Annotated in this window: 17 protein-coding genes; 5 read left to right on the top strand and 12 right to left on the bottom strand. The window is 50.0% G+C overall.

What is annotated here, in order from left to right:
- The first annotated feature begins 173 nt into the window (after positions 1 to 173).
- The 3 genes from PsAD37_RS17925 to PsAD37_RS17940 all read left to right on the top strand — a co-directional run bounded on the left by PsAD37_RS17925 (position 174) and on the right by PsAD37_RS17940 (position 4,513).
- Complete coding sequence (locus PsAD37_RS17925; RefSeq protein WP_063297325.1) at positions 174 to 1,409, top strand: hypothetical protein; 1,236 nt, start codon at positions 174 to 176, stop codon at positions 1,407 to 1,409.
- Between the two features lie 485 nt (positions 1,410 to 1,894).
- Entirely contained in the window at positions 1,895 to 3,106 is a 1,212-nt protein-coding gene (locus PsAD37_RS17935; RefSeq protein WP_063297327.1) for a serine hydrolase, read from the top strand.
- Positions 3,107 to 3,358: 252 nt separating this feature from the next.
- Positions 3,359 to 4,513, top strand: a complete 1,155-nt coding sequence (locus PsAD37_RS17940) for a hypothetical protein (RefSeq protein WP_153039796.1) — start codon at positions 3,359 to 3,361, stop codon at positions 4,511 to 4,513.
- Positions 4,514 to 4,556: 43 nt separating this feature from the next.
- Here the strand turns inward: PsAD37_RS17940 and PsAD37_RS17945 are convergent, their stop codons facing one another.
- The 8 genes from PsAD37_RS17945 to glmU form a co-directional block, all read right to left on the bottom strand.
- A complete protein-coding gene (locus PsAD37_RS17945) occupies positions 4,557 to 4,844 on the bottom strand; it encodes a hypothetical protein (protein WP_063297329.1) in 288 nt (95 codons plus the stop codon).
- Positions 4,845 to 5,194: 350 nt separating this feature from the next.
- Complete coding sequence (locus PsAD37_RS17950) at positions 5,195 to 5,614, bottom strand: hypothetical protein (protein ID WP_063297330.1); 420 nt, start codon at positions 5,612 to 5,614, stop codon at positions 5,195 to 5,197.
- Positions 5,615 to 5,726: 112 nt separating this feature from the next.
- The gene (locus PsAD37_RS17955) at positions 5,727 to 6,734 is read right to left on the bottom strand and encodes a hypothetical protein (RefSeq protein ID WP_063297331.1); all 1,008 of its coding nucleotides are present in this window, start codon (positions 6,732 to 6,734) and stop codon (positions 5,727 to 5,729) included.
- Positions 6,731 to 7,705, bottom strand: coding sequence for an ExeA family protein (locus tag PsAD37_RS17960; RefSeq protein WP_206600088.1), 975 nt, complete (start codon positions 7,703 to 7,705; stop codon positions 6,731 to 6,733). The genes PsAD37_RS17955 and PsAD37_RS17960 overlap by 4 nt, the downstream gene beginning before the upstream one ends.
- A 17-nt stretch (positions 7,706 to 7,722) precedes the next feature.
- Complete coding sequence (locus PsAD37_RS17965) at positions 7,723 to 9,333, bottom strand: DDE-type integrase/transposase/recombinase (protein WP_084407936.1); 1,611 nt, start codon at positions 9,331 to 9,333, stop codon at positions 7,723 to 7,725.
- Positions 9,334 to 9,343: 10 nt separating this feature from the next.
- Positions 9,344 to 9,907 carry a recombinase family protein gene (locus PsAD37_RS17970; protein WP_063297333.1) on the bottom strand — a complete coding sequence of 188 codons (564 nt, stop codon included), beginning with the start codon at positions 9,905 to 9,907 and terminating at the stop codon, positions 9,344 to 9,346.
- A gap of 417 nt (positions 9,908 to 10,324) precedes the next feature.
- A complete protein-coding gene (gene glmS / locus PsAD37_RS17975) occupies positions 10,325 to 12,151 on the bottom strand; it encodes a glutamine--fructose-6-phosphate transaminase (isomerizing) (protein ID WP_063297334.1) in 1,827 nt (608 codons plus the stop codon).
- A gap of 171 nt (positions 12,152 to 12,322) precedes the next feature.
- Positions 12,323 to 13,681 carry a bifunctional UDP-N-acetylglucosamine diphosphorylase/glucosamine-1-phosphate N-acetyltransferase GlmU gene (gene glmU, locus PsAD37_RS17980; RefSeq protein ID WP_063297335.1) on the bottom strand — a complete coding sequence of 453 codons (1,359 nt, stop codon included), beginning with the start codon at positions 13,679 to 13,681 and terminating at the stop codon, positions 12,323 to 12,325.
- Between the two features lie 221 nt (positions 13,682 to 13,902).
- Between glmU and PsAD37_RS17985 the strand changes: the two genes are divergently transcribed.
- Positions 13,903 to 14,889 (top strand): SPOR domain-containing protein, encoded by a 987-nt coding sequence (locus PsAD37_RS17985; protein ID WP_208991947.1) that lies wholly within the window; start codon positions 13,903 to 13,905, stop codon positions 14,887 to 14,889.
- 96 nt (positions 14,890 to 14,985) lie between these two features.
- Positions 14,986 to 15,918: a DMT family transporter gene (locus PsAD37_RS17990; RefSeq protein ID WP_275078336.1), complete on the top strand. Its 933-nt coding sequence runs from the start codon at positions 14,986 to 14,988 to the stop codon at positions 15,916 to 15,918.
- A gap of 77 nt (positions 15,919 to 15,995) precedes the next feature.
- On the opposite strand, the gene PsAD37_RS17995 is transcribed toward PsAD37_RS17990, so the two are convergent.
- The 4 genes from PsAD37_RS17995 to PsAD37_RS18010 all read right to left on the bottom strand — a co-directional run bounded on the left by PsAD37_RS17995 (position 15,996) and on the right by PsAD37_RS18010 (position 21,141).
- Complete coding sequence (locus PsAD37_RS17995; RefSeq protein WP_057462368.1) at positions 15,996 to 16,733, bottom strand: cytochrome c biogenesis CcdA family protein; 738 nt, start codon at positions 16,731 to 16,733, stop codon at positions 15,996 to 15,998.
- Positions 16,734 to 16,960: 227 nt separating this feature from the next.
- Positions 16,961 to 17,395, bottom strand: a complete 435-nt coding sequence (locus tag PsAD37_RS18000) for a universal stress protein (RefSeq protein ID WP_057462369.1) — start codon at positions 17,393 to 17,395, stop codon at positions 16,961 to 16,963.
- 42 nt (positions 17,396 to 17,437) lie between these two features.
- On the bottom strand, positions 17,438 to 20,053 hold the full coding sequence (locus PsAD37_RS18005; RefSeq protein WP_063297337.1) for a TRAP transporter permease: 2,616 nt from the start codon (positions 20,051 to 20,053) through the stop codon (positions 17,438 to 17,440).
- A 128-nt stretch (positions 20,054 to 20,181) separates the two neighbouring features.
- Positions 20,182 to 21,141, bottom strand: a complete 960-nt coding sequence (locus PsAD37_RS18010) for a TAXI family TRAP transporter solute-binding subunit (protein ID WP_063297338.1) — start codon at positions 21,139 to 21,141, stop codon at positions 20,182 to 20,184.
- Between the last annotated feature and the right edge of the window lie 1,061 nt (positions 21,142 to 22,202).

A 22,202-nucleotide genomic window follows, 5' to 3' on the forward strand; every position in this document is an offset into this window, starting at 1 on the left:
GCCCCATCAGAACTTCAACCTGCCGTAACTTCACAACAATATCTTCAGGTTTGGGGCGCTTGATAGCCATCTATGGTCCTCCGGTTTCCTAACTATAGGCGTGGACCACTTCAAAGGGGGAGGCTCACAGCGATAAAGTTAGTTTCCTCTCCTACCTTGCTGGATATTTTTCTTTGCACACAAAGTATGCTGTAGCAGAGGAGGAATGGCTGGAGATTTGTCGTAATTACTCTGATGATAAGCTGCTCGATCTGCCTGCGGATCTTCTTGAGGAGTTTACTCAGAAGGGAATATTGATCATTCAATATGAGAAGATAACCTTTAGAGCTGATTACCTTTTTACGTATTTTGTCGCTAAAGAGATGAATAATAATATTGTTTTGTTCGATTACATCACTTCTGATGCGGCCTTTTACTCAAACTATAAAGAGTTGGTATTTTATGGCGAGTTGGAAGGTGTAGATAATGGACGTTTACTTAATAGCGTGCATAGTCGTTTAAGTGAACTCGAGCTAGAGATCAAAACCTCATATGCAAGTGAAGGTATTGATCTTCAAGAAAGATGGGAGAGTGTTTTAGTTGAAGACTCTGAAGACGATAATGAGCATTATGAGAGTACCTTGAGAGATACGTCTTCTGCAAAGCAAACCCCTGAAACATTGAAACATGCACGCAATAGAGATCTTCTTCAAGTTGATCGTGGCAGAGGAATTACAGAGCGTGCTGCTGTGAAAGCCCTGGAGTCTAAGTGGTACGTTGCCATGAAATCTTATTTCCAGATGATTAAGCATAGCTCGAACTTAGATGGAAATGAAAAACTACTCCATATGCAAAAGGCAATTGAATCTTCAGAGCTTTTTGTCATGAGCTTGGCAGCAAAAAAAGATTTACTTTGTTCGAAAGCGGTCGTTTTCCGTTCCGGTATCCTTTACTTTAATCCGTTAGTTGAAATCGATCCCGAAAAAGCGAGGCGAGATTTTAAATTTGCTGCACCGAACTCCTTTGCTCGCGTTTTAGGAGATTTGATGGCCAACCCTCAATTGTCTCCCGCATTCCGAAGACTTTTAAAGAGTAATAGTGAGCTAGCTAGATATCTTGCTAGACATCTACTTCTTGAGATCCCTAACTCAGAAAATCGTATCGCATTTTTGGAAGACCTAATGAAGTCCGACAACTTGGTTTTGCAAACCTGTTCTATGAACCAGTTGAAAAATAAATATCTCGGATATGCCTTAGATGAAGAAAGTCGGTTATATTACAAGAGCATGATTAAAGCTATAACTAGTAATAGTGAGCTACTTAATCAGAACCAACAACGAGCTCTTGAGAAACGCCGTATGCTTGCTGATATGAAACGGAATTTTGAACATGCAGGGAGGGGCAATAGGGTCCTCTCAGGGAGCCACTAACTTCGAGTGTCTAAACAATGATGTGAACGAGCTTCGTTGTTTAGACATTATTATTGCTGATCCCCGACGCCCACGGATATGCAAATCGATTGATTGCAATGGACTAATAAAGATGGGTTTAGAAAACTCACACTAAATTCTTTGCGGTATTCATACTCGACCCTTGATAGAACCTCTCCAATGTCCGCAGTTGGCCCGACACTCCAGTTATGGCTGTTGCCCTGAGGTCATCGCGCTTGCCACGGATCACGGCAAAATTTTTGCCTATCCCGTTCATATGTCCAGATTGCCAACGATACTTCTTGTTCTTAGCAATGCTATCTACCAAGAGAAACATGTTATACTCGCAACTGTGACTGTGGTACCACCCTAAGTGATTTCATCGCAACGTCGGTATCATTTGCAGGCCTTGGAGCACGGGGACATGTCTTGTAGGTGGCAGGAAATTGATTTTCAAGGACTAAATATTGGGGTGTATATTTATCATGAAACGCCGTTACCTGTTAGTCGCGCTAGCCGTTGTACTGGTTGCTGCATCCGTGCTGACCTATCTCATAGAGACTGGAGAACGTGGACTAGGACGTCAGGAACGGCCCATCCGAAATCTGAACATAACCCGACTTGACACCGCTAAGATCGAGGATTTGGGTTGGGACCCAAAGAGGTTGGATGCAGTTTTTAACTACGCTGCTGGTTTGAGCACTGACAGCTTCATGATCGTCACCAATGGTCAAAGAGTTGGCGCATTCGGTGATCTTTCAAAGTCCTACAGTGTTCATTCGATAAGAAAATCGCTTCTGAGCGCTCTGGTTGGTCAGCAACTGGCTTCGCACACAAACGAACTGCGCCTGGAGGCGACGCTGCTGGAACTGGGCATTGATGATGCCCCGGTTCCGCTAACGCAGTTGCAACGACAAACAACCGTGCGCCATTTACTGCGAAGTGTTTCAGGTATTAACCACCCTGCAGCCGCATCAGGTAGCATGCAAGCGGACATAGACAGGCGTTTGGGCCACACAGAAAACCAGCCGGGCACCATCTGGGCTTACAACAACTGGGACTATAACGCGCTGACGACAGTCTTTGAGAAGGCGACAGGCTCCGAGATTGCAGAGCTGTTCGATATCGGGATCGCACAACCTGTCGGGATGCAAGACTTTGATCGCTCCGCCGTGTCATACACTTTTGATCCTCAGCAGTCCGAACATAGGGCAGCAATGTTCAAAATGTCTGCGCGTGATCTGGCAAGAGTTGGTAGTCTCTACCTCAATCGCGGAGCAGCTGGCGGACAACGCATTCTTGCTGAAAACTGGATAGACCTCATTACGACCGATTTCACTGAAACAGGCTTTGGTGGACTGCGAAACGGGCATGGATATCTGTGGTGGATACCCGCAGAAGACACTGGTCTGCCTGAGGGGACTTTCTGGGCGTGGGGGCTGGGAAATCAGGCACTCATAGTGATCCCCAAATGGAATACGGTCATCATCCACCAGTCAGACTCCACCGAGTTCCTGAAGCGATTTATACCCCTGACCCGTAGTGAAAAAATGACTGGAGAAGAGGCGATAATGCAGCTTATTCTCTCATGCCGCAAACCCGCCGCCCGCGAAACTGAATATTGCATCGAGCATCGCTTTATCGCTCGGCGCGAGTTTGAAAAGCTAATATCATTGGTTGTTGCTGCGCGGGAATAGAATAGCTTATCGTTATGAGACTTATTCGCTCTCCGAGAATAGTCCTAAGGCGCTGGTGACTTCTCATAACCACTCTCTAAACCTTTCAGCGGTACTCGAAATCCTCCGTTGCGAACGATCTCAACCCCAGATAGAAGCACTCGAATGACCGCTCCTGGCCCTCGACGCTAGCCGCCACCTCTCACTGATCAGAGTTTTCTGCGTTGCAGTTCAAACCAATTATGTTTGCAGTTCGCTACAGCTAGCAAAGGCATGCAGCTGGCCCAAAAGTTTGGCAAGTCCATCGGTTTTAACGAGGCACGGCAAAATGCTCTGACAAAAGACTTGCAGAAAGGGTTCTCGCAAAGTTCCAGTTCGGAGCTGAGCGACGCTTGGGGATTTAACAGTTCTGAGCAAATTGTTCAGTCGACTCGCGAAGCAACCAAGGCAAGCCAGCAGTTCACTCAACTGGACCAGGCTAGCAAAAATATTGGGCTTTCATGGAAAGTGCCTGCAAATGTGCTCGGCGCAGAACTTGTCAAACAAGGGCTTGAATCCAGCCTATCAGAGCAGATGCGCTATGCGCCAAATGCCGTGCGGCAACAAGCGGCGCAAACCACAAATCGTTACATAAACGGCATGAACATGCAGCCTGATGTAGCGCAGGCAGCAGCCAATTTGATAGCTCTTACGCAGAATAATCCAAATGATGTAACGGGTATAATTGGACAAGCTGCAGGTGCGAACCTGCAAGGGATAGGGGATGCCAACCGATATAGCGGAATTGGTGGTCTGGGTCAGCTCAACGCGACTAGTTTTGAAGAACCGCAGAGCCTTTCAACTCACCGCAAGGTCTATCCGAACGAAAAAAGACCCGCTCTTGAAACCATGACGTGGACTAATGGTGAAATGAATACGGCCAATGTGCCTCAGGAAATCAGTACTGAGCATGGCACAAACACAGCTAACACTCAGGCACACGCTCAAGATAATGCAGTAGATAATCAGCAGGAGTTGCAGGCGATGCGAGAGATATTAACGTGGAATGATCAAAGAAGCCTGCCGGAGAGGGCATATGATACGGTTAAGTCAGCCCAAAAAGGTTTCTTAGAGGAGATTGGTTTGAAAGATACCAGCGGCAATACAGCCGGGAATATGGGATTTGTCTCATTCTCAATGCAAGAACGGTTTGGATTGTCGCCTGCCACAGCAGACTATTTTTCCGCAAGGGTATTAGACCTGCCAGAACAGGCAGAGCATGCAGGGGTTGCGCTTGATGAGGAGTGGGGGAAAAGCTCGCCCTATCGGGGGAAGGTTAAAGAGATCTTGGACAGTGCCGCTGACAACCCGGAAGTGATGGAGCAGGCCATTAGACCGTTGGTTAAATACTACGGTGTTGCGAAACCATTTGAGATGCAAGGGAATTAAACGAACGTCCCGACCTTGCGGTAAGGAGGGTCGGGATCTCAACTCAATGTAAGTCAGGATTATGTACTGCTGCCGGATCGATTGCTATATTTCTGTTGCCGGACAACCATTCAGCACGTTGATGGTCATGTGTGGGATTGTATTCCATTAATTTTTCGGGTTCTGCCTTTGCCATTGAGATGCCGTTGATCATGTAATGGCGTGCTATCGCTGCTAAATAGGCGACAACAGCCAAAACAAAGGCGCTCCACCAGGCGTTTAAAAAAAGACAAATAGCGGACAAGAGTAGCCATGCCTGCCAGCACGTAAATATAATTTTAATAGTCGACATCACCACCATCCGAAAAAACGTTTACTGTTAGTATTGGCAGCCTATGAAGGCGCGGGAAGCAGCAATTACCCGGCTGGCCACTGTGTTTTAAAAGGTCTGACTCTCTCCCTTTCCGGTTTTAACTCTCCGGTGAGCTTTTTAGATCTTTTTTGCTAGGGTGATCTGTCCCTGATTATTTTCATGTGTGTCATGTAATAGTCCTTTTGGTTTGTACTAAGCTGTGTTTACAGCTTGTCTTCTGGTTTAGAAGTCCCGGACATTGCCGGTTAGTGCAGATTACAGCTCTGCAAGCTGCCGATGTTTTGGGCCACGGATCATCGGATTTCCGCCTCATCAAATATGAGCAGGGGCTATCTCAAAGTCGGCTCTGGCTTTTTCTTTTTCTTTTTCCGATGCCGGTCAATCAACCCTTTTTGTCGCCTGATCTGATCCGCTGCATTCTGCGCCTTTCGTTGATATTCTTCTTCTCGATCATTTGCGTCGCGGATGGCCGCATCCAATTTCATTTCTGAGGTGACGAGTTCACCTTCACTGTATTTAAGTCGTTCACGTAGCGCGTCGCGCGCGCGTTCAAGAGCTTCTAAAGCTTCTTGAGGTGAGTTCTTGCCATCGGTAGGGGAAACTAGGTGCAGAGCTAGAAAAGCCCCTAAAGAGGCTCCCATAGCCCAAATAGGCCATGCTGCTCGTAGTAGTTCTAAGTCTAGTAAAAACGACCACCCTCGCCATACGTGTAGCGAACTGCAAACATAATTGGTTTGAACTGCAATCATCGTGATTTTTCGACCAAATTAATTGCGTCTATCTTGGTGTTCAAAACCGAATTATCTGCGAACGTAACCACATTGTGTGCGACGCGACTGCAATTATCTGGGTCAAACGACATTATTTGCGAACGAGACTTTCGCGGAAGAAATCAACGATCTCGCCGTTGATTTCATCAAGAAACATCTCCCTATCAAATCCGCTTGGGTCTTGTGCTGGCTCACCCACTTCAGCGGCAATGCTGTCGGGAAAAGGTGACAGAAATGCATAGTGATGTAGATTTTCTATCACCCTGTATTGGTGCGGGGCAGGGAGAAGTTTGTGAACGTTCTCGGCGTGGTACGGCGCGCGAAGAGACTGATCTGAACCCGCTCTGTACAACAACACAGGCATTCGAACGCGGGACATATCGTTGAACAGCAAGCCAACTGGTGCAGCCGCAACGACGGCATCAATTCGTGAATCGAGCACATCCTCCTTCAGGTCTACTTGAGGGATTGAATAAACCAAGCGGCGCGCTCGTAACCACATTGGCAAAGGCTTACCACCCTCTTCGCCAACACAAAATTCTGGATCATTCTCGGCGTTCGAACAATGCTGGGCAATTTTATCGTATTCGATGCGCCCCCCGGCAGCGGCAAGAACTGTGAACCCGCCCAAAGAAAACCCGAATGCGCCTATTCTCTCTGCATCGACTATTAGACCAAAGCGACTGTCTACCAGAACGGCATCTATTGCCGCGGTCAATTCACGAGGTCTGAGGACGGCGATCTCAGGGTGTCCAACGCGCAGAAGATCATCAGGGTGTCGAACCGCTGCAACAACAAAGCCAGCTTTCACTAGGCGACCTGCCAATAGATGGTGGTTCCAGTCGTTCCCACTAAGGCCATGTGAGATTGCGATCAATGGAAACGGGCCTGATGCAAGTACCGCATTCTTAGCAGCCGACAGTTCCCACGGTCCAAATCTCGTCTCGGTCGCGGTTTCACGCGTCGGATAGAAAACTCGAACCGGCACCTCGGCACCTACAAACTCTGTCATGATGCGGCGCACGCCGACATTGTATTCTTCTGCCTGAGCGGTGCTACAAATCAACGTCATCAGGATTGCGACAATCACACGCCTCATATCGGTAGCCCCGCTCTACGCATGAGGGTGGAAAGCTCGTCCGTTCTGTCCGTGTCCAACTGCCCTTTGAGGAATCTCCGGATTTCGGGGAGGCGGGTATCGGTGAGATCGGCCAATGCCTTGGGGGTGTAGCCGATCCGGGACAGTCGGGCATCGAGATCATCGAAGCCGACCGAGATGGTATCCTCGACAATGTCGCGTGTAACCTGATCTGCACCCATGCGATACGCATCGGTGAAGGCCCGGTTCAAGTGCTCGGCAAATTGTAAAGGTGTGGACAGGCGTTCGGCCAAATACTCCTGCGCTGCGTCTTCAAAGACATCAGCTGGATCAATGCCGTCGGCAAGGCATTTCTCTAGAAGCCAGGACACAAATTCGCGGCGTTCATCACCAATGCTGCTGAACTCGAACTTGGTGGTGCGATGCCCGATCTCTTCCATCGTCGCGCGGCGCAGGTCGTTCTGTAGCCGAGGATGACCGACAAGAACAACGGACAGCGAACCACCGCCTGCGCTAATGACCTCTCGAAGCCGTTTCAACCCGTTCAGCGTATGGCCGTGCAGATCGTGGGCCTCGTCGATAAAGAGCGCGATTGGTTTCTTGGCCTTTCGCACGGCTTCCTGAAGCAGCCTTTCCCGGCGTTCTGGCTGGGTGGGCACTTTCATGTCCGGATCGCCGGTGATGTCGAGGAACAATGCGGTAATTAGGGCGGGTAGAACGACGCGCGGCTTGTCGACCGACAGGCTGCGTGCGACGATAATCTTCTTGTCAGAGGTGATCTGATCCTGAAGACGGTTGGTCATCACGGTCTTGCCAACACCCACAGGGCCGGAAATAGCGATTAGGTCTCCGGCCATGATGGCGGCCATCACATCCTCACGGAATTGGACCAACCGCTCGGTTTCAAAATACCCGGCCTGGCTCCACACCCGTTCGATGTTGAAATGCTGCATGATCTGTCTGTTTAACACCTGCTTGCCCCCTCTTCTTATTTCCCGCGCCGGAAGCGCTCTTTGATGGCCGCTTCAATCTCAACCTTGTTCAGTGTCCGTCCAACCAGCTCGCCGACGAAAGTGCGGTTATCCGATGAAAGTTCCGCCAGAGGTTTATCCAGCAAATAGGAAATGCCCCGCCGTGCACTGAGTTCGTTTTCATAGGCTATCTGGCCCCATGGGTCCGGATCGGCGAATTTGACCTTTGGGAGAGGCAGAACCTCAGACAGGGTGGCCTCAAAACCCGTGCTGCCAAGAGCCGCACGCGGCAGACTGATCTGTTCAGCCAACTTTGCTACCGCATCAGCACGCTTTTCTCGGGGTGATGGCTTACGCTTACGATACCGATGCAAAGGAATTGGTCCACCTTGGGGTCGATAAGGGCCGTAGCGCTTGTCATTCCATTCCACGAATAACTCGTGGTCGAACATCCCCCACCACAGCAGCACCTCTTCACCAGCCAGATCGCCATCAACCTCATAGAATGTTCCGTCAATCGACACACGTGCATCGGAAGCAACCTTGCGGCGTTCCGGTTCGCGGGCAAAGGCACAGAAGCGTTCCCAAGAACACATTTCACGAATGCCAGTTTCCGAAAGATTGGCAATCCAGTCCTCGATCCGGCTGTGTGGTTCCCGACGGTGAGGCTTGTCATTGTATTTGCTGATGAAGTTACTCAGCCAGAGATTAGCCTCAGCCTCAGTTTCAGGCTTATGGAAGTGATACAGCGTTTCATGGGCTTCCTTCACGGTTCGGAATGGACGCTCTACCTTCCCCTTTGATCGAGCGGTGACGCGGGCACCATCAGACCCGGCAGGCATGTGGGTTTTCCAGTCCACGCCAAGTCGCTCCATCACTGTCTGGAACACCAGGCTTTTCGCGACCGGCCCATTATCGAGATAGATCATCTCGGGAATACCTTGGAATTCAGATTCTTCCTTGGGGGCCATAGCATTGAATAAAAAACGCAACGCGCTTTCCGCGTCCTCGCCATAGACGCAACGGTATTCCTGATAAGAGGTGCCGGAACGATCATCCACGACGCTGTAAAGCATCATCGTTGGTTGGCCACGCTTCGGGTCCACCCAGATCGGTTGTGCAATATGCTTCAGTTCTGATGGGCTGATGTCGAACTGCCAGCAGGCATTGGAGTGGCGGGCTTCAAACCGAACGGCAGGTGTCGCCCGGGTCATACGTGGCCGATCATATCCCCATGACCGCAGCCATCGGTTGACTGTCGTTGGCCTAAGCAAACCCTTCGTCGGGTGTACATGGCCAGCTGGAGTTTCCACCCCGTATTCTTCCAAAAGCTCAATGGCCCGGTTGGTCGAGAGATGACGGCCCTTCTTGTTGCTCGTTCGCACTTTCAGCGCGGCAATGATCTCGCAATACCGTACCATGTCCTTTTCTGCGAGGCCGCGCGGCTTGCCACGGTCTGCTCGACGAAGGCCTTTCGGTTGGCGTAACGATTTCAGGGCGCGGTACACGGTGGATGGGCTGACATCAAAGAGGTCTGCGATCCGGCCAATTTCTTCCCGCCGTGCTGCGGATCGTGGCGGCAGGCCTGCCAGCCGAGTTCTCAGCGCCAGCAACGTCTCGACAGGTATACGGATGCCTCTATTTGCCATCGGAAAACTCATCCACATACGCATAGAGTGTCGCACGCGAGATCCCCATCAGGTTGCAGATCTCCGGGATCGTGTGTTCGCGAGAATGATAAAGCTGGACGGCATGAGCTCGTTTCTTGCTATCCAGTACTTTCTTTCGGCCACCCTTGCGCCCGCGTGCCCGTGCAGCCGTCAGGCCAGCTTGTGTGCGTTCCCGGATCAGGTTGCGTTCAAATTCTGCCAACGCGCCGAACATATGGAAGATGAGCTGACCACCGTTCGAAGTGGTATCGATGGATTCCTGAAGGCTTTTCAAGCCAACACCCATTTCCTTCAGTTCTTCTGCGCGGGCAATCAGATCTTTCAGAGACCGCCCCATTCGGTCCAGTCGCCAGACAACAAGCGTATCACCATCTCGAAGCTGTTCCAGAGCTTTGATCAGACCGGGTCGCTCGCTTTTGGCACCGCTTATCTTGTCGTCGAAAACCCGCTCGCAGCCTGCCGCGCGCAATGCATCATACTGCAAGGCAAGGCTCTGATCCTCGGTCGATACGCGTGCATCGCCAATAAGCATGGAAAACCGTCTGAATAATCATCTCAACCACTTAATTCCATACGATGTTTTCCAGATGCAGTAAACAGACAAAACTTTCTTGCAGTTTCAATCCCGCCAGATTGGTTCTGTCACCGTATGACAAACCTGCGTTTCCTGAACGCCCCATTCACACGTAATGTAGTTTGACACGGATGATTGCAGTCGCGTCGCACACAATGTGGTTTCGTTCGCAGATAATTCGGTTTTGAGCACCAGGATAGACGCAATTAATTTGGTCGAGAAATCCAGATGATTGCAGTTCAAACCAATTATGTTTGCAGTTCGCTACAGCTAAGCCCTCGTCAGTATGATACTATATTCCTCAGTATGAATCTTTATTACTGAGTATGGCACTTTATTACTCTCCTACAAAAAACCATAAGTTTTTCTGAGCAACTATTCAACCGTAACGGATTTCGCCAGGTTACGTGGCTGGTCTACGTCTGTGCCCATGAAGACAGCGGTGTGGTAGGACAGCATTTGCAGTGGCAGAGCGTAGATGAGTGGTGCAACGATTTCAGGAAGTTCTGGCAGAATGATCATCTGGTCAGCAGCAACACCTGCAGCCTCGGCGCCTTTTTCATCTGTGAACAGTGCAATCTCGCCGCCACGAGCTGCCACTTCCTGCATGTTGGAAACAGTCTTTTCGTAAACACCATCGAATGGCGCGACAACCAAAACCGGCATATTCTCATCAATCAGCGCAATCGGGCCGTGCTTTAGCTCGCCTGCTGCATAGCCTTCTGCATGAATGTAGGAAAGCTCTTTCAGCTTCAAAGCCCCTTCCAGTGCCAACGGGAAGCTCGTGCCACGGCCAAGGAACAGCGCATGGTGCTTCTTGGACATCCACGGTGCCAGCTTTTCGATCTGAGGCTCCAGTTTCAACGCCTGCATCGCGTGTGCAGGTAGCTCAGAAAGTGCACCAACCAGCTCTTTTTCCTGATCTTCACTCAAGTTTCCACGCTGACGACCAGCAAGAACAGCAAGACTGGCAAGAACAGCCAGCTGACAGGTGAAGGCTTTCGTAGACGCAACGCCAATTTCCGGCCCAGCAAAGATCGGAAACACCAGATCGGATTCACGCGCAATCGTGCTTTCTGGCACGTTCACCACAGCGCCGATGGTCATGCCCTGCTCTTTACAGTAGCGCAGCGATGCAAGGGTATCTGCCGTTTCACCGGACTGAGAAATAAACAGCGCCAGATCACCTTCGCCCAGAGGCATTTCGCGATAACGGAACTCCGAAGCGATATCGATGTCTACCGGAAGGCGAGCATACTTCTCAAACCAATACTTTGCAGTCAGACCCGCGTAATATGCAGTACCGCATGCGGAAATCACAAGCCGATTAATTTTGGAGAAATCAAAATCATTCCCCTCAGGCAGAGTGACTTTACCCTCATTGAACTTCAGGTACTGCGAAATTGCATGACCTAACACTTCTGGTTGTTCATGAATTTCTTTTGCCATGAAGTGACGGTAGTTGCCCTTGTCCATCATGGTAGAACTCACACTGGATGTGTGAACAGCCCGCTCGGCAACAACATTGTTTTCATCAAAGATCTGTGCGCCAGCGCGTGTCACAACAACCCAGTCACCCTCTTCAAGATAACTGATGCGGTCAGTAAAAGGAGACAGCGCAATTGCGTCAGAGCCGAGGAACATTTCGCCCTCACCATACCCAACAGCAAGCGGCGAGCCGCGGCGTGCACCAATCATCAGATCATCCTGATCAGCGAACAGAATTGCGAGCGAAAAGGCACCTTTCAGGCGGCCAAGAACGGCAGCAACAGCATCCTGTGGAGACTTTCCGCTTTTCACTTCCAGTGAAATGAGATGCGCAACAACTTCAGAATCCGTTTCAGTGGAAAGCTTCTCTCCCGCCTTACGCACCTCTTCACACAACTCGAGGAAGTTCTCGATAATACCGTTGTGAACCACCATCACACCGTCAGAAGCGTGTGGATGTGCATTCTCAACAGTTGGAGCACCATGCGTCGCCCAACGGGTGTGGCCAATGCCACTCACGCCGCCAAGAGGGTTGCCTTCCAGCACAGCTTCCAGATTGCGCAGTTTCCCTTTCGCACGGCGGCGAACCAACTCACCATTTTGGACAGTTGCAATACCAGCAGAGTCATATCCGCGATACTCAAGCCGTTTCAGCGCATCTACCAGCAATGGTGCAACAGGTGTCTGCCCCAAAATTCCGACAATACCGCACATATGCGTTCTCCTTAAATCCCCACCTCGCAACCAATGCGAGCATCTCAATTCGGCCGAACTTTTAGCCTGATGCTCCTATGCGAGGGAAATCAATCCGTGTTTCGTTTCGTTACAGCCTGAGGATAATTAAATATGCACACCGCCAACCTCAGCAATGTGCATCAATATTACTCAGCACTTTCTTGAAGCTTTAGCCGCGGCAAGCTTTTCACGCATTACAGCAGCACGGCCTTCTTTGTTGACCTGCTGGCCTCGACCAATCGCCAATGCGTCCGCTGGCACATCAGAGGTCACCACAGATCCGGCAGCAACAAAGGCGCCATCACCCAGCTTAACCGGGGCAACAAGCACGCTGTCTGAGCCAACAAAACTGCCTGCACCGATATCTGTGTGATGTTTCAGATAACCATCATAATTACAGGTGATTGTACCCGCTCCAATATTAGATTTTGCACCGATGCGCGCATCACCAATGTAGGAAAGATGATTGACCTTTGCACCAGCCTCAACCTTTGCGTTCTTGATCTCGACAAAGTTGCCAATATGAGCCCCCTCGCCAATCTCAGCACCAGGACGCAGCCGGGCATAAGGACCAACAGTCGCATCAGCACTCACATGCGCATTCTCTAGATGAGAAAACGCACGGATACGAGCTCCACCATCAACATGTACACCCGGGCCAAACACCACATTCGGCTCCACAATAACATCCGGCTCAATCTCGGTATCAAATGAGAAATAAACTGTCTCTGGCGCGCGCAATGTCACACCGTTTTCCATGAAAGTCTCGCGTTGGACCTGCTGGAACACAGCTTCACAGGATGCAAGTTGGGCCCGGTTATTGATACCCTGAACTTCCTTCTCGTCAGCAAGTTCAGAAACAACCTTCATCCCTTTGTTGCGCGCAACCTCGACAGCATCCGTCAGATAGTACTCACCCTTAGCATTGTCGTTTTTGATTTCAGCAATCAAATCAGGCAGAGCCTTGCCCTTGAACGCCATGATACCCGCATTACAAAGAGTGACTCTACGTTCCTCATCTGTTGCTTCTTTTTCCTCACGGATCGCAACAAGCTCACCATCACTTTCAAGCAAGCGACCATAACCGAATGGGTTCTCAGCTTCAAAGCCGAGCACAACAACATCCGCCCCGCCAGATAGGCGCTCGCGCAAACGGTGCAGCGTGTCAGCCTTCACAAGCGGAGTATCTCCAAAAAGAACAAGAACATGATCAGAGGCGTCGTTATAAGCCTCCTTGGCAGCTTTCACAGCATGCGCAGTGCCCAGTCGGTCAACCTGAACATGACAGGTCGCGTGTGGAGCGCGCAGGGCGACATGCTCTTCCAGCTTCGCCATCTCTGGGCCAACCACAACAGCGACTTTATCAGCACCAGCATGCATAACAGAATTCAGGACATGTCCGACAAGTGGCAATCCGCCAATTTCGTGCATCACCTTTGGCAAGGCCGAACGCATACGCGTTCCTAATCCAGCAGCCAGAACAATTGCCAAACAAGAACTATTGGACATGCAAACCCCTTGGGAACCTAGAATTACAAACTGACAGGCAAATTGCACGAGTGCTTTGGCATTTCAAAGAACATCCCAGAGCTTTCACCAGGAAAATCAACACACTCATTAGAAGTAGCTGATATTGTTTAATGCACATCCCTCAGATTACGCTTACATTTTGTTAACCATAAAAATATATGTAGTTAGGATTAGATTCGAGTACGAGGCGACTGGAAGCTTTGAGACTTCCTCATAAAATCAACGAGTTACGACAGGAACCGAAAGTACTGCGAGAACGCATTACCGTTCTTGCATGGGGTATTGCTGCGCTCTCGTTTGTCGCCCTCGCCGCATCCGCAGTGCAGATGCCTGGCAAATTCACCTCCCAACAGGCACTTTATTCGCAGATCACACTCCCTCTCCCCGCTCCCGGGCCGGTTACCACAACCGCCTCTATTGGCAGTCAAACAGCGCAAAACGCGTTCCAAGTGTATGAAAATACCCGCGGAAACGAATCACAACAGAACCTGCAAAACTCAAAAGAATTGCATGCTGTGAGGGAAGAAATCATATCTTTACGCCGTTCTGTGCTGCGTCTCACAGAGCAAAACCGCAGACTATCAGGTCATGTTAAGGCGCTTGATGAAGCTGCAGCGCACAAAACATCAGAAGCTGAAGTCCCCGCGGCATCAACCATAACCGCGATTAAGCCGAAGCAAAAACCGGCGACACCAATAGAAACCCTGCCAGCACCTGAATTCTTGCAAGCTTCAGCACCAATCACTACAGCAAGTTCTCTGCCAGAACTCAAGCTCTCCGAAGTCGGTACACGTACCGCCATCGCTTTACCAAAAGCTTCTAATCCAGAGACAGTCGCCTCCATTCCTGAGAGGGCATCGGCTCTCGATCTACCTGAGTTTCAAAAAACACCGGCAGCAGGCAAACTTCGCCAGTCAGGGACTCGAAGAATTCTGCGCACGTCCTTTGCCATTGAACTGGGCAATTTCGAAGACGCAAAATCACTCAAGGGCAAGTGGCAAAGGCTGAAGGAAGACAATCCTCTCCTGCTAGGAAGCTTGAAGAAACGCGTTTCTGCTGCAAAAGTAGACGGCTCTACAAAATACACGCTGACAGCCGGCCCGTTTTACAACGCTGCAGACACCGCTGTTGTGTGCGCAAGACTGGCGCGAGAAAAAGTCAATTGCTTGCCAACCATTTTCCAATAAATTGCTTTCATCTTTTAGCACCTAAGCATTGAGGCGCTTGTCAGCAATGACGTGAGCGTATCTCCGTGCCTTGCAAGTCTTTTCGGAATACCACGCGTGTCTCATTCATCTTCGAGCTCAAATTGGGCCTCAACATACGCCCTGTTGTTTCTCATGCCCATTTTCATGAGCTCCAACATAATAATTGCCAAACCAGCCATTGCCCATTCAGAGCCGTGGACCCTTGCTTTTTTTAGATGGGGCCTTGCCTCACTTATTCTTCTGCCATTCACATACCGTGAACTCAAAGCCAACATGCCACTGATCCGCAAAAATCTGAAGCTCCTCAGCTTCATGGCATTCCTCGCAATGTGGATCTGCGGAGCTATTGTCTATCTGGCTCTAAAAGAAACATCGGCGACCAACGGAACATTGATTTACTCAGCTGCCCCTGCCCTTATTCTAGCGCTTGAATGGCTTTTCAGAGGGCGAGCAGTAGCCATAAGGGAGTTCGCCGGGATCTCACTCGCTATCATCGGTGTCTTTGTGATTGTGACCAAAGGTTCGCTCGGCAACCTGCTCAACTTGCAACTAAACAGCGGTGACTTGTTGTTTGCCTTGTGTACGCTGAGTTGGGCAATTTACTCCGTACTCATCAAGAAAAGCCAGTTACAAGCAATCTCTACAGCTCCTTTGTTTGCAATTCTCGCCATTCTTGGAACCATCATCCTAGCGCCATTCGCAGTCGTTGAAATGGCCATCACAGCCTCTATACCGGATACAGGTGAAGTCTGGATGTCTATCGCAGGCGTCGCGCTAATCGCTTCAGTGGCCTCTTTCCTGACTTACCAGTTCAGCATCCGACTGGTTGGGCCATCGATCGCTGGCATGTTCATGTACCTGATGACACCATATGGTGTCGGCATGGCAGTCCTGTTCTTGGGAGAGCAACTCCAGGCGTTCCATTATCTGGGCTTCATCCCAATCATGGCAGGTCTCTTGTTGGCAACCTTGCCAGCAAGCTTATTCCGGCGAAAAGCCAGCGCTTAGAAACTGAAGCAATACACCAAGCACAAAAAAGCAGGCCTTAGAGCCTGCTTTTTTCATCTCAAAATCTGGAGCGTCCATTAGCCGATCTGCGAAAAGACCGGGAACGTTTCGAGCAGCCAGAAGGAAAATGCCTGAATGTAACCGGTCAGGAAACCAACACCGGTGAGCACGAGAAACGCACCCATCACCTTTTCAACCATCCCCATGTGCTTACGAAAGCGCGCCATGAAGCCCATAAACGGCCCCGCAAACATCGCAGCAATCATGAACGGCACACCAATACCCAGCGCATAGGCAGCGAGCAGAATAACACCCTGATTAACCGAGGCCTGCGTACCGGCAATCAAGAGAATACTTGCCAGAACTGGGCCGATGCACGGTGTCCAGCCAAAACCAAAAGCAAGCCCCATCAGATAAGCGCCGCCAAAACCACCCGGCTGACGGTCAATCTGCACACGCGCTTCGCGGTAAAGGAACCCAATTTTAAAGGCGCCAAGAAAATGCAGGCCCATAATAATGATCATACCGCCAGCAAGATAGGCAAGATACTGCGAATACTGCAGAACAAACTGACCAAGGAATGAAGCACTTGCACCAAGCAACACAAACACGGTTGAGAAACCGGCAACGAAACACATTGCGGCAACCATAACCCGATTGCTTTGTGCAGCGCTCTTATCTTCGCTCGTCACCTCTTCGATGGACAAACCAGCAATATACCCAAGATAAGGCGGCACCAGCGGCAATACGCAGGGAGAAACAAAAGACAAAATGCCTGCGAAAAAAGCGCCCCAAAGGGTGATGTCTTGCAACATATAGCTATCCTAATTCCACTTGGAATGCATCCACATGACCTGACGTTTGCACGCACGGAAGCGTGACGACATCATAGTCCATCAATAGATCACCAAGGCTTATATATACAATTTTGCTGAAAGTTGGATGTGTTTCGTCAAACAGGCAAGAAAATCTGCGACACATTTTGGTGAACGGTAGGTAAGAACAGCTACCTACCGTCGACCACAAATATCAACTGTGACCTTTAGTTGTCACGTACAACCAGAACAGACTGGTTGGCATGGCGTACGACACGCGCCGCATTCGGTCCAAGCAGGAAGTCTTTCAGCTCAGGACGATGCGAGGACAAAACAATCAGATCAGTGCCCAGCTTATCCGCTGCGCTTGTGATCTCTTCATAGATCGTTCCGTGGGCAATATGCCCTTTCACATCCAGCTCCTCATCAGGAAGCTGCGTATCAAGAAACTCTTCAAGAGCCTCACGCGTACGCTCCAAAGCCTCAGTTTCAAACTCGCGAGCGAAATAACCACCAACGATAGATTTGCCAAAGTCCGGCAGTACCGTCACTACATGAAGCTGAGCTTTGTAATGACGAGCCAGATCAACAGCCACGGGAAGCGCAGTTTTCCAGCTGCTTTCTTCGTTCAAATCCAAAGGCAGCAAGATATTGGAGTACATTTCCCAACTCCTCAAAAATTATAGTTTTATGGCACAGCCCGCTTAAAAAGCGGGCTGTGTTTGGCGTCGACGTTGAAGTGCAACAACCAGCAACAGCAGAAGCAAAGCCGGAATATAGAACAACTGTTTTGGCAGTCGTTCTGCATCCACCTGAGAGCTTACGATCACAACCGGAACATCTCCGTAAAAGTCAAAGCCCTGCAGTTTTTCAGCAAATGTCGTGCCTGGGAATGGTTCATCAAGCACCACAGCTCCATCATCCTGCATGGTAACCAGACCAGATGCATCAAGTCGTGCGTCAGCCCCCTGCTCCTCGCCAATTGATAGAGGCAATGTCAGTGTCAGGATTTTATCCATGTCATCAAAATCCGGACCTGCGAGGTTAAGACGCACCATATCACCCGGCTGAGCTTCACCAATCATCTCCATGATTTGCGGACCTGTAGCAGTTACGTATGGATCCTGCACCTGATCGAGCCAGAAGCCCGGACGGAACAGCGTAAACGCAATGAGAAGCAGCGCTACGGATTCCCACAGACGGGAGCGCGCAAAGAAGTACCCTTGCGTTGCCGCAGCAAACAACATCATCGCCACCACAGAGACGATAAAGACGAAGACAGCCTGAAGTGGCTCAACATCAATCAGCAGAAGATCCGTGTTGAAGATGAACAGGAACGGGAGGGCTGCAGTACGCAAAGAATAAATGAAGCCCTGAACACCGGTCTTGATCGGATCACCACGACTGATCGCAGCTGCCGCAAAGGCGGCTAGCCCCACCGGAGGCGTCACATCCGCCATAATACCGAAGTAGAAGACGAAAAAGTGAACTGCGATCAGCGGAACAATAAATCCGGTCTGCTCACCAAGGTCCACAACAACCAACGCCATCAATGAAGACACAACAAGGTAGTTCGCCGTGGTTGGTAGCCCCATACCAAGGATCAAACTCATCACCGCAACCAGCACCAGCATCAGCAACAGGTTACCGCCAGACAGGAACTCAACCAATGCAGCAATCATCTGGTGCATGCCGGTCAACGACACCGTCCCCACGATGATACCCGCAGCAGCTGTTGCAACTGCAATACCGATCATGTTGCGAGCGCCGCCGATCATGCCTTCAACGAAGTCTACAATACCCTGCCATGTGCGGCCGGCCTGAGACTCTTTACGGAAGAACGCTTTCAGCTGATGCTGTGTCACAACGATAAAGGTCATCGCCATAGTTGCGTAAAACGCAGACAGGGACGGTGAGAACCGCTCGACGAGAATACACCAGATCAGAACAACGATCGGCAGGATGAAGTAGTAACCGGTACGGCCAACATCGCCAGCAGCAGGCAACTCACTCACCGGCGCATTAGGATCGTCCACCTCAAGGTCTGGAACCTGCGCGGCGATATACACCAACCACAAATAGCCAGCAGCAAACAACGCAAGCACAACAGGGAACGTGAGCGCCGGGAACGCAGTCTTCGTCCAGCCCAGACCGTAATACACAGCTGCACCCACAAGTGTGATACCGATAAAGCCTGTCAAAACACCAATCAGGCGCTGCAACATGGTTACATGAACCGGAGGCTTAGGCAGACCTTTCAGGTTCATCTTCAACGCTTCAAGATGCACGATGTACACCAGTGCGATGTAAGAAATCACGGCTGGAATGAAGGCGTGAATAACAACCTGATGATAACTGGTGCCAGTGAATTCGGCGATCAGGAAGGCTGCAGCCCCCATCACTGGCGGCATCAGCTGACCATTCACTGAAGAAGCCACTTCAACAGCACCCGCTTTTTCAGCAGGAAAGCCAGTTCGCTTCATCAATGGAATGGTGAACGTACCAGTGGTCACAACATTCGCAATGGAAGAGCCTGAATAAAGACCACTCATCGCAGAGGCAAGAACCGCCGCTTTTGCAGGACCACCACGCAAATGCCCAAGAAGCGCAAACGCGGCCTTGATAAAGTAGTTACCCGCGCCAGCTTTCTCCAGCAGCGAACCAAACAGCACAAACAGGAAGATCATGGACGCCGAAACGCCAATAGCAACACCAAAGACACCCTCCTCCTGGATCCAGTAGTGCCACATGGCCTTACCGTAAGAAGCACCGCGCCACTGAATGACGTCTGGCAGCCAAGGAGAGTTGCCAAACATTGCATAGCCAACAAAAACCGCAGCAACAATAACGAGAGGCAGACCAAGGCTCCGGTAAACCGCAATCGCAAGCACAGTCAGGCCTGTGGTGGCCACAATCAGATCCATCTGAGTTGGAAGACCGGCGCGATTAGCGATCTCAGAGCGCATAATCACAAGGTAGAGACAAGCCGCAGCGCCTAAAAATGCGAGCACCCAATCGTACCACGGTATGGTATGTCGGGGGCTGCGGGAAAACAGAGGGTAGGCAAAAGCAGCAAGCACCAGGCCAAATGCCAGGTGAATGTTTCTAACTGCAGAATTGTTGAAAATGAGATTGATGCCAAAGGTATCATTCAACCAAAATGGAACGTTCGAGGCCACATAAAGCTGAAAGACGGACCAGATAAAGGCAATGGCAGCAATCATCACGCCTAGCCCACCGGCCAGGCTTCGTGCGCCGGTATCTGCCTGAGCGACCAATTCTTGCGCATCAACCTGCGCTTTGTGTCGTTCTGGACTCATTTGCACCCCCAAATACAGTTCCCCCTTTGCCTTAGCTGTAAAGGCAGAGCAAGAAACCTACTAAATCTCATAGAAAGCCAAAAAATGCGGGGCCAGAACAGCCCCGCATCGTAGAAAACTTGGGTAGATTACATCCAACCACGTTCTTTGTAGTACTTCACTGCACCGTCATGCAGAGGAGCTGTCAAGGAAGCCTTGATCATCTCTTCTTCTTTCAGGTTTTTGAATGCAGGGTGCAGTTTCTTGAAGTCGTCGAAGTTTTCGAAGACAGATTTCACAATGGTGTAAACAACATCGTTAGGCACAGCAGCGGAAGAAACGAAGGTAGCGCCAACACCAAAGGTGTTGATGTCTTCTGCGTTGTTGTACATGCCCGCTGGGATAGTTGCTTTACGGTAGAAGGAGTATTTGTCGACCAGATCGTCGATCGCTTTACCTTCAACGTTTACAAGCTGCGCATCACAGGTGGCTACTGTCTCTTGAGTAGATGCGGATGGGTGTCCAACCAGCCAGTAGTAAGCATCAATTTTGCCGTCACAAAGCGCAGAACCAGCTTCCGCAGACTTCAGTTCGGTTGCCAGAGCGAGATCAGCCTTGTTCACGATGCCTTCTTTTTCGAGAAGCTGCCATGTCGCATACTGACCGGAACCTGCATTGCCGATATTGAGCTTTTTGCCCTTCAGGTCGGTATAGTTTTTTATGCCGGAACCTTTAGTAGAAAGCATTGTTACTGGCTCTGGATGCACGGAAAAAACAGAGCGCAATTCACCAAAAGGCTTACCATCCCACTCGGAGCGACCTTCGTATGCATTCGCCTGAACGTCAGACTGTGCAACACCGAACTCCAACTCACCATTTTGAATGGTGTTGATATTGTAAACAGAACCACCAGTAGCTTCTACCGAACAACGGATACCGTGCTCTTTACGGGTCTTGTTCACAAGGCGACAGATCGCTGCACCAGTTGGGTAGTAAACACCGGTAACACCGCCGGTGCCGATGGATACAAAACGATTTTCTGCCGAAGCTCCAGTTGCAACGCTGACCGCAATCAACGCAGCTCCAACTGCAACATTGCTAAGTTTCATACGAACCTCCACTTAAGTTGTAATTGCGCGATCCCGTTACTCACGGTATCGCGAATAGGAAATCTTGGCATTTTAACCATCAGACACGCCTATTTCCCACTGGCACAGAATGAAAGATGCCAAAAGCGGTGAAATACGTACACATCTATTGCTTGGATTACCAGTAAACTCTCAAGGCTGCTGGTAACAACCAAGCTGCATATCTATTCACCTAACAAACTGATTCAAATATATATTTTTAGATATATGAGCATTTCGCACACGCGAAAGCCCCACAGATATTTCACGAAAAACTGCCAAAAATCAGGTGATACACCAGCAAACTGCCGATTGCTTCCACAAAATAGTATACTAAGGTATTACAGATTTTGTGAAGTATCACGCCACACTTTGAGCAACACCTCTACGTTATTTCACCTAGAGAACTAATAATACCCCAAAAACCAAGGGATGAATGAAATGATTGCAGCGGTCTCCCGTCTTAGAGCAGATCATAGCCCCAGGCGCATTTTGTGCACCGCACCCTACACTCTGCCCGACGAGGAACGAGCCCCTTGTTAAACAAGGAAGCGAAATCCAACGTCATTTCACCACCCACATTTACATTGAGCTGATTTCAGCAATCTCATCACTTGGACAACATAAGAACGGTAAATAAGCATAAAAAACGCACTGTGTGGAAAATCGAAAAAACCGCTTGCGCTAAGCCCCTGCAATCCTTAGAAGACCCCTCACAGGCAGCGACCTAACGGTCACGCCGAGAGCCTGTAGCTCAGCTGGTAGAGCAACTGACTTTTAATTCTTCTCTTATTATTAAGAATCAATGCCTTAAGTGTAAACACCCTGATTTTCCATATCCAAGAAAATCAAAAGCTTAGCATTTGCGGTGTAACCTTTTTCCGTCCTAACGGTCTCGTTTCCATTCACAGTAATATTGAGCCTCCCCCTTTGAAGTGGTCCACGCCTATAGTTAGGAAACCGGAGGACCATAGATGGCTATCAAGCGCCCCAAACCTGAAGATATTGTTGTGAAGTTACGGCAGGTTGAAGTTCTGATGGGG

The organism is Pseudovibrio sp. Ad37 (assembly GCF_001623075.1).
Lineage (GTDB): Bacteria > Pseudomonadota > Alphaproteobacteria > Rhizobiales > Stappiaceae > Pseudovibrio.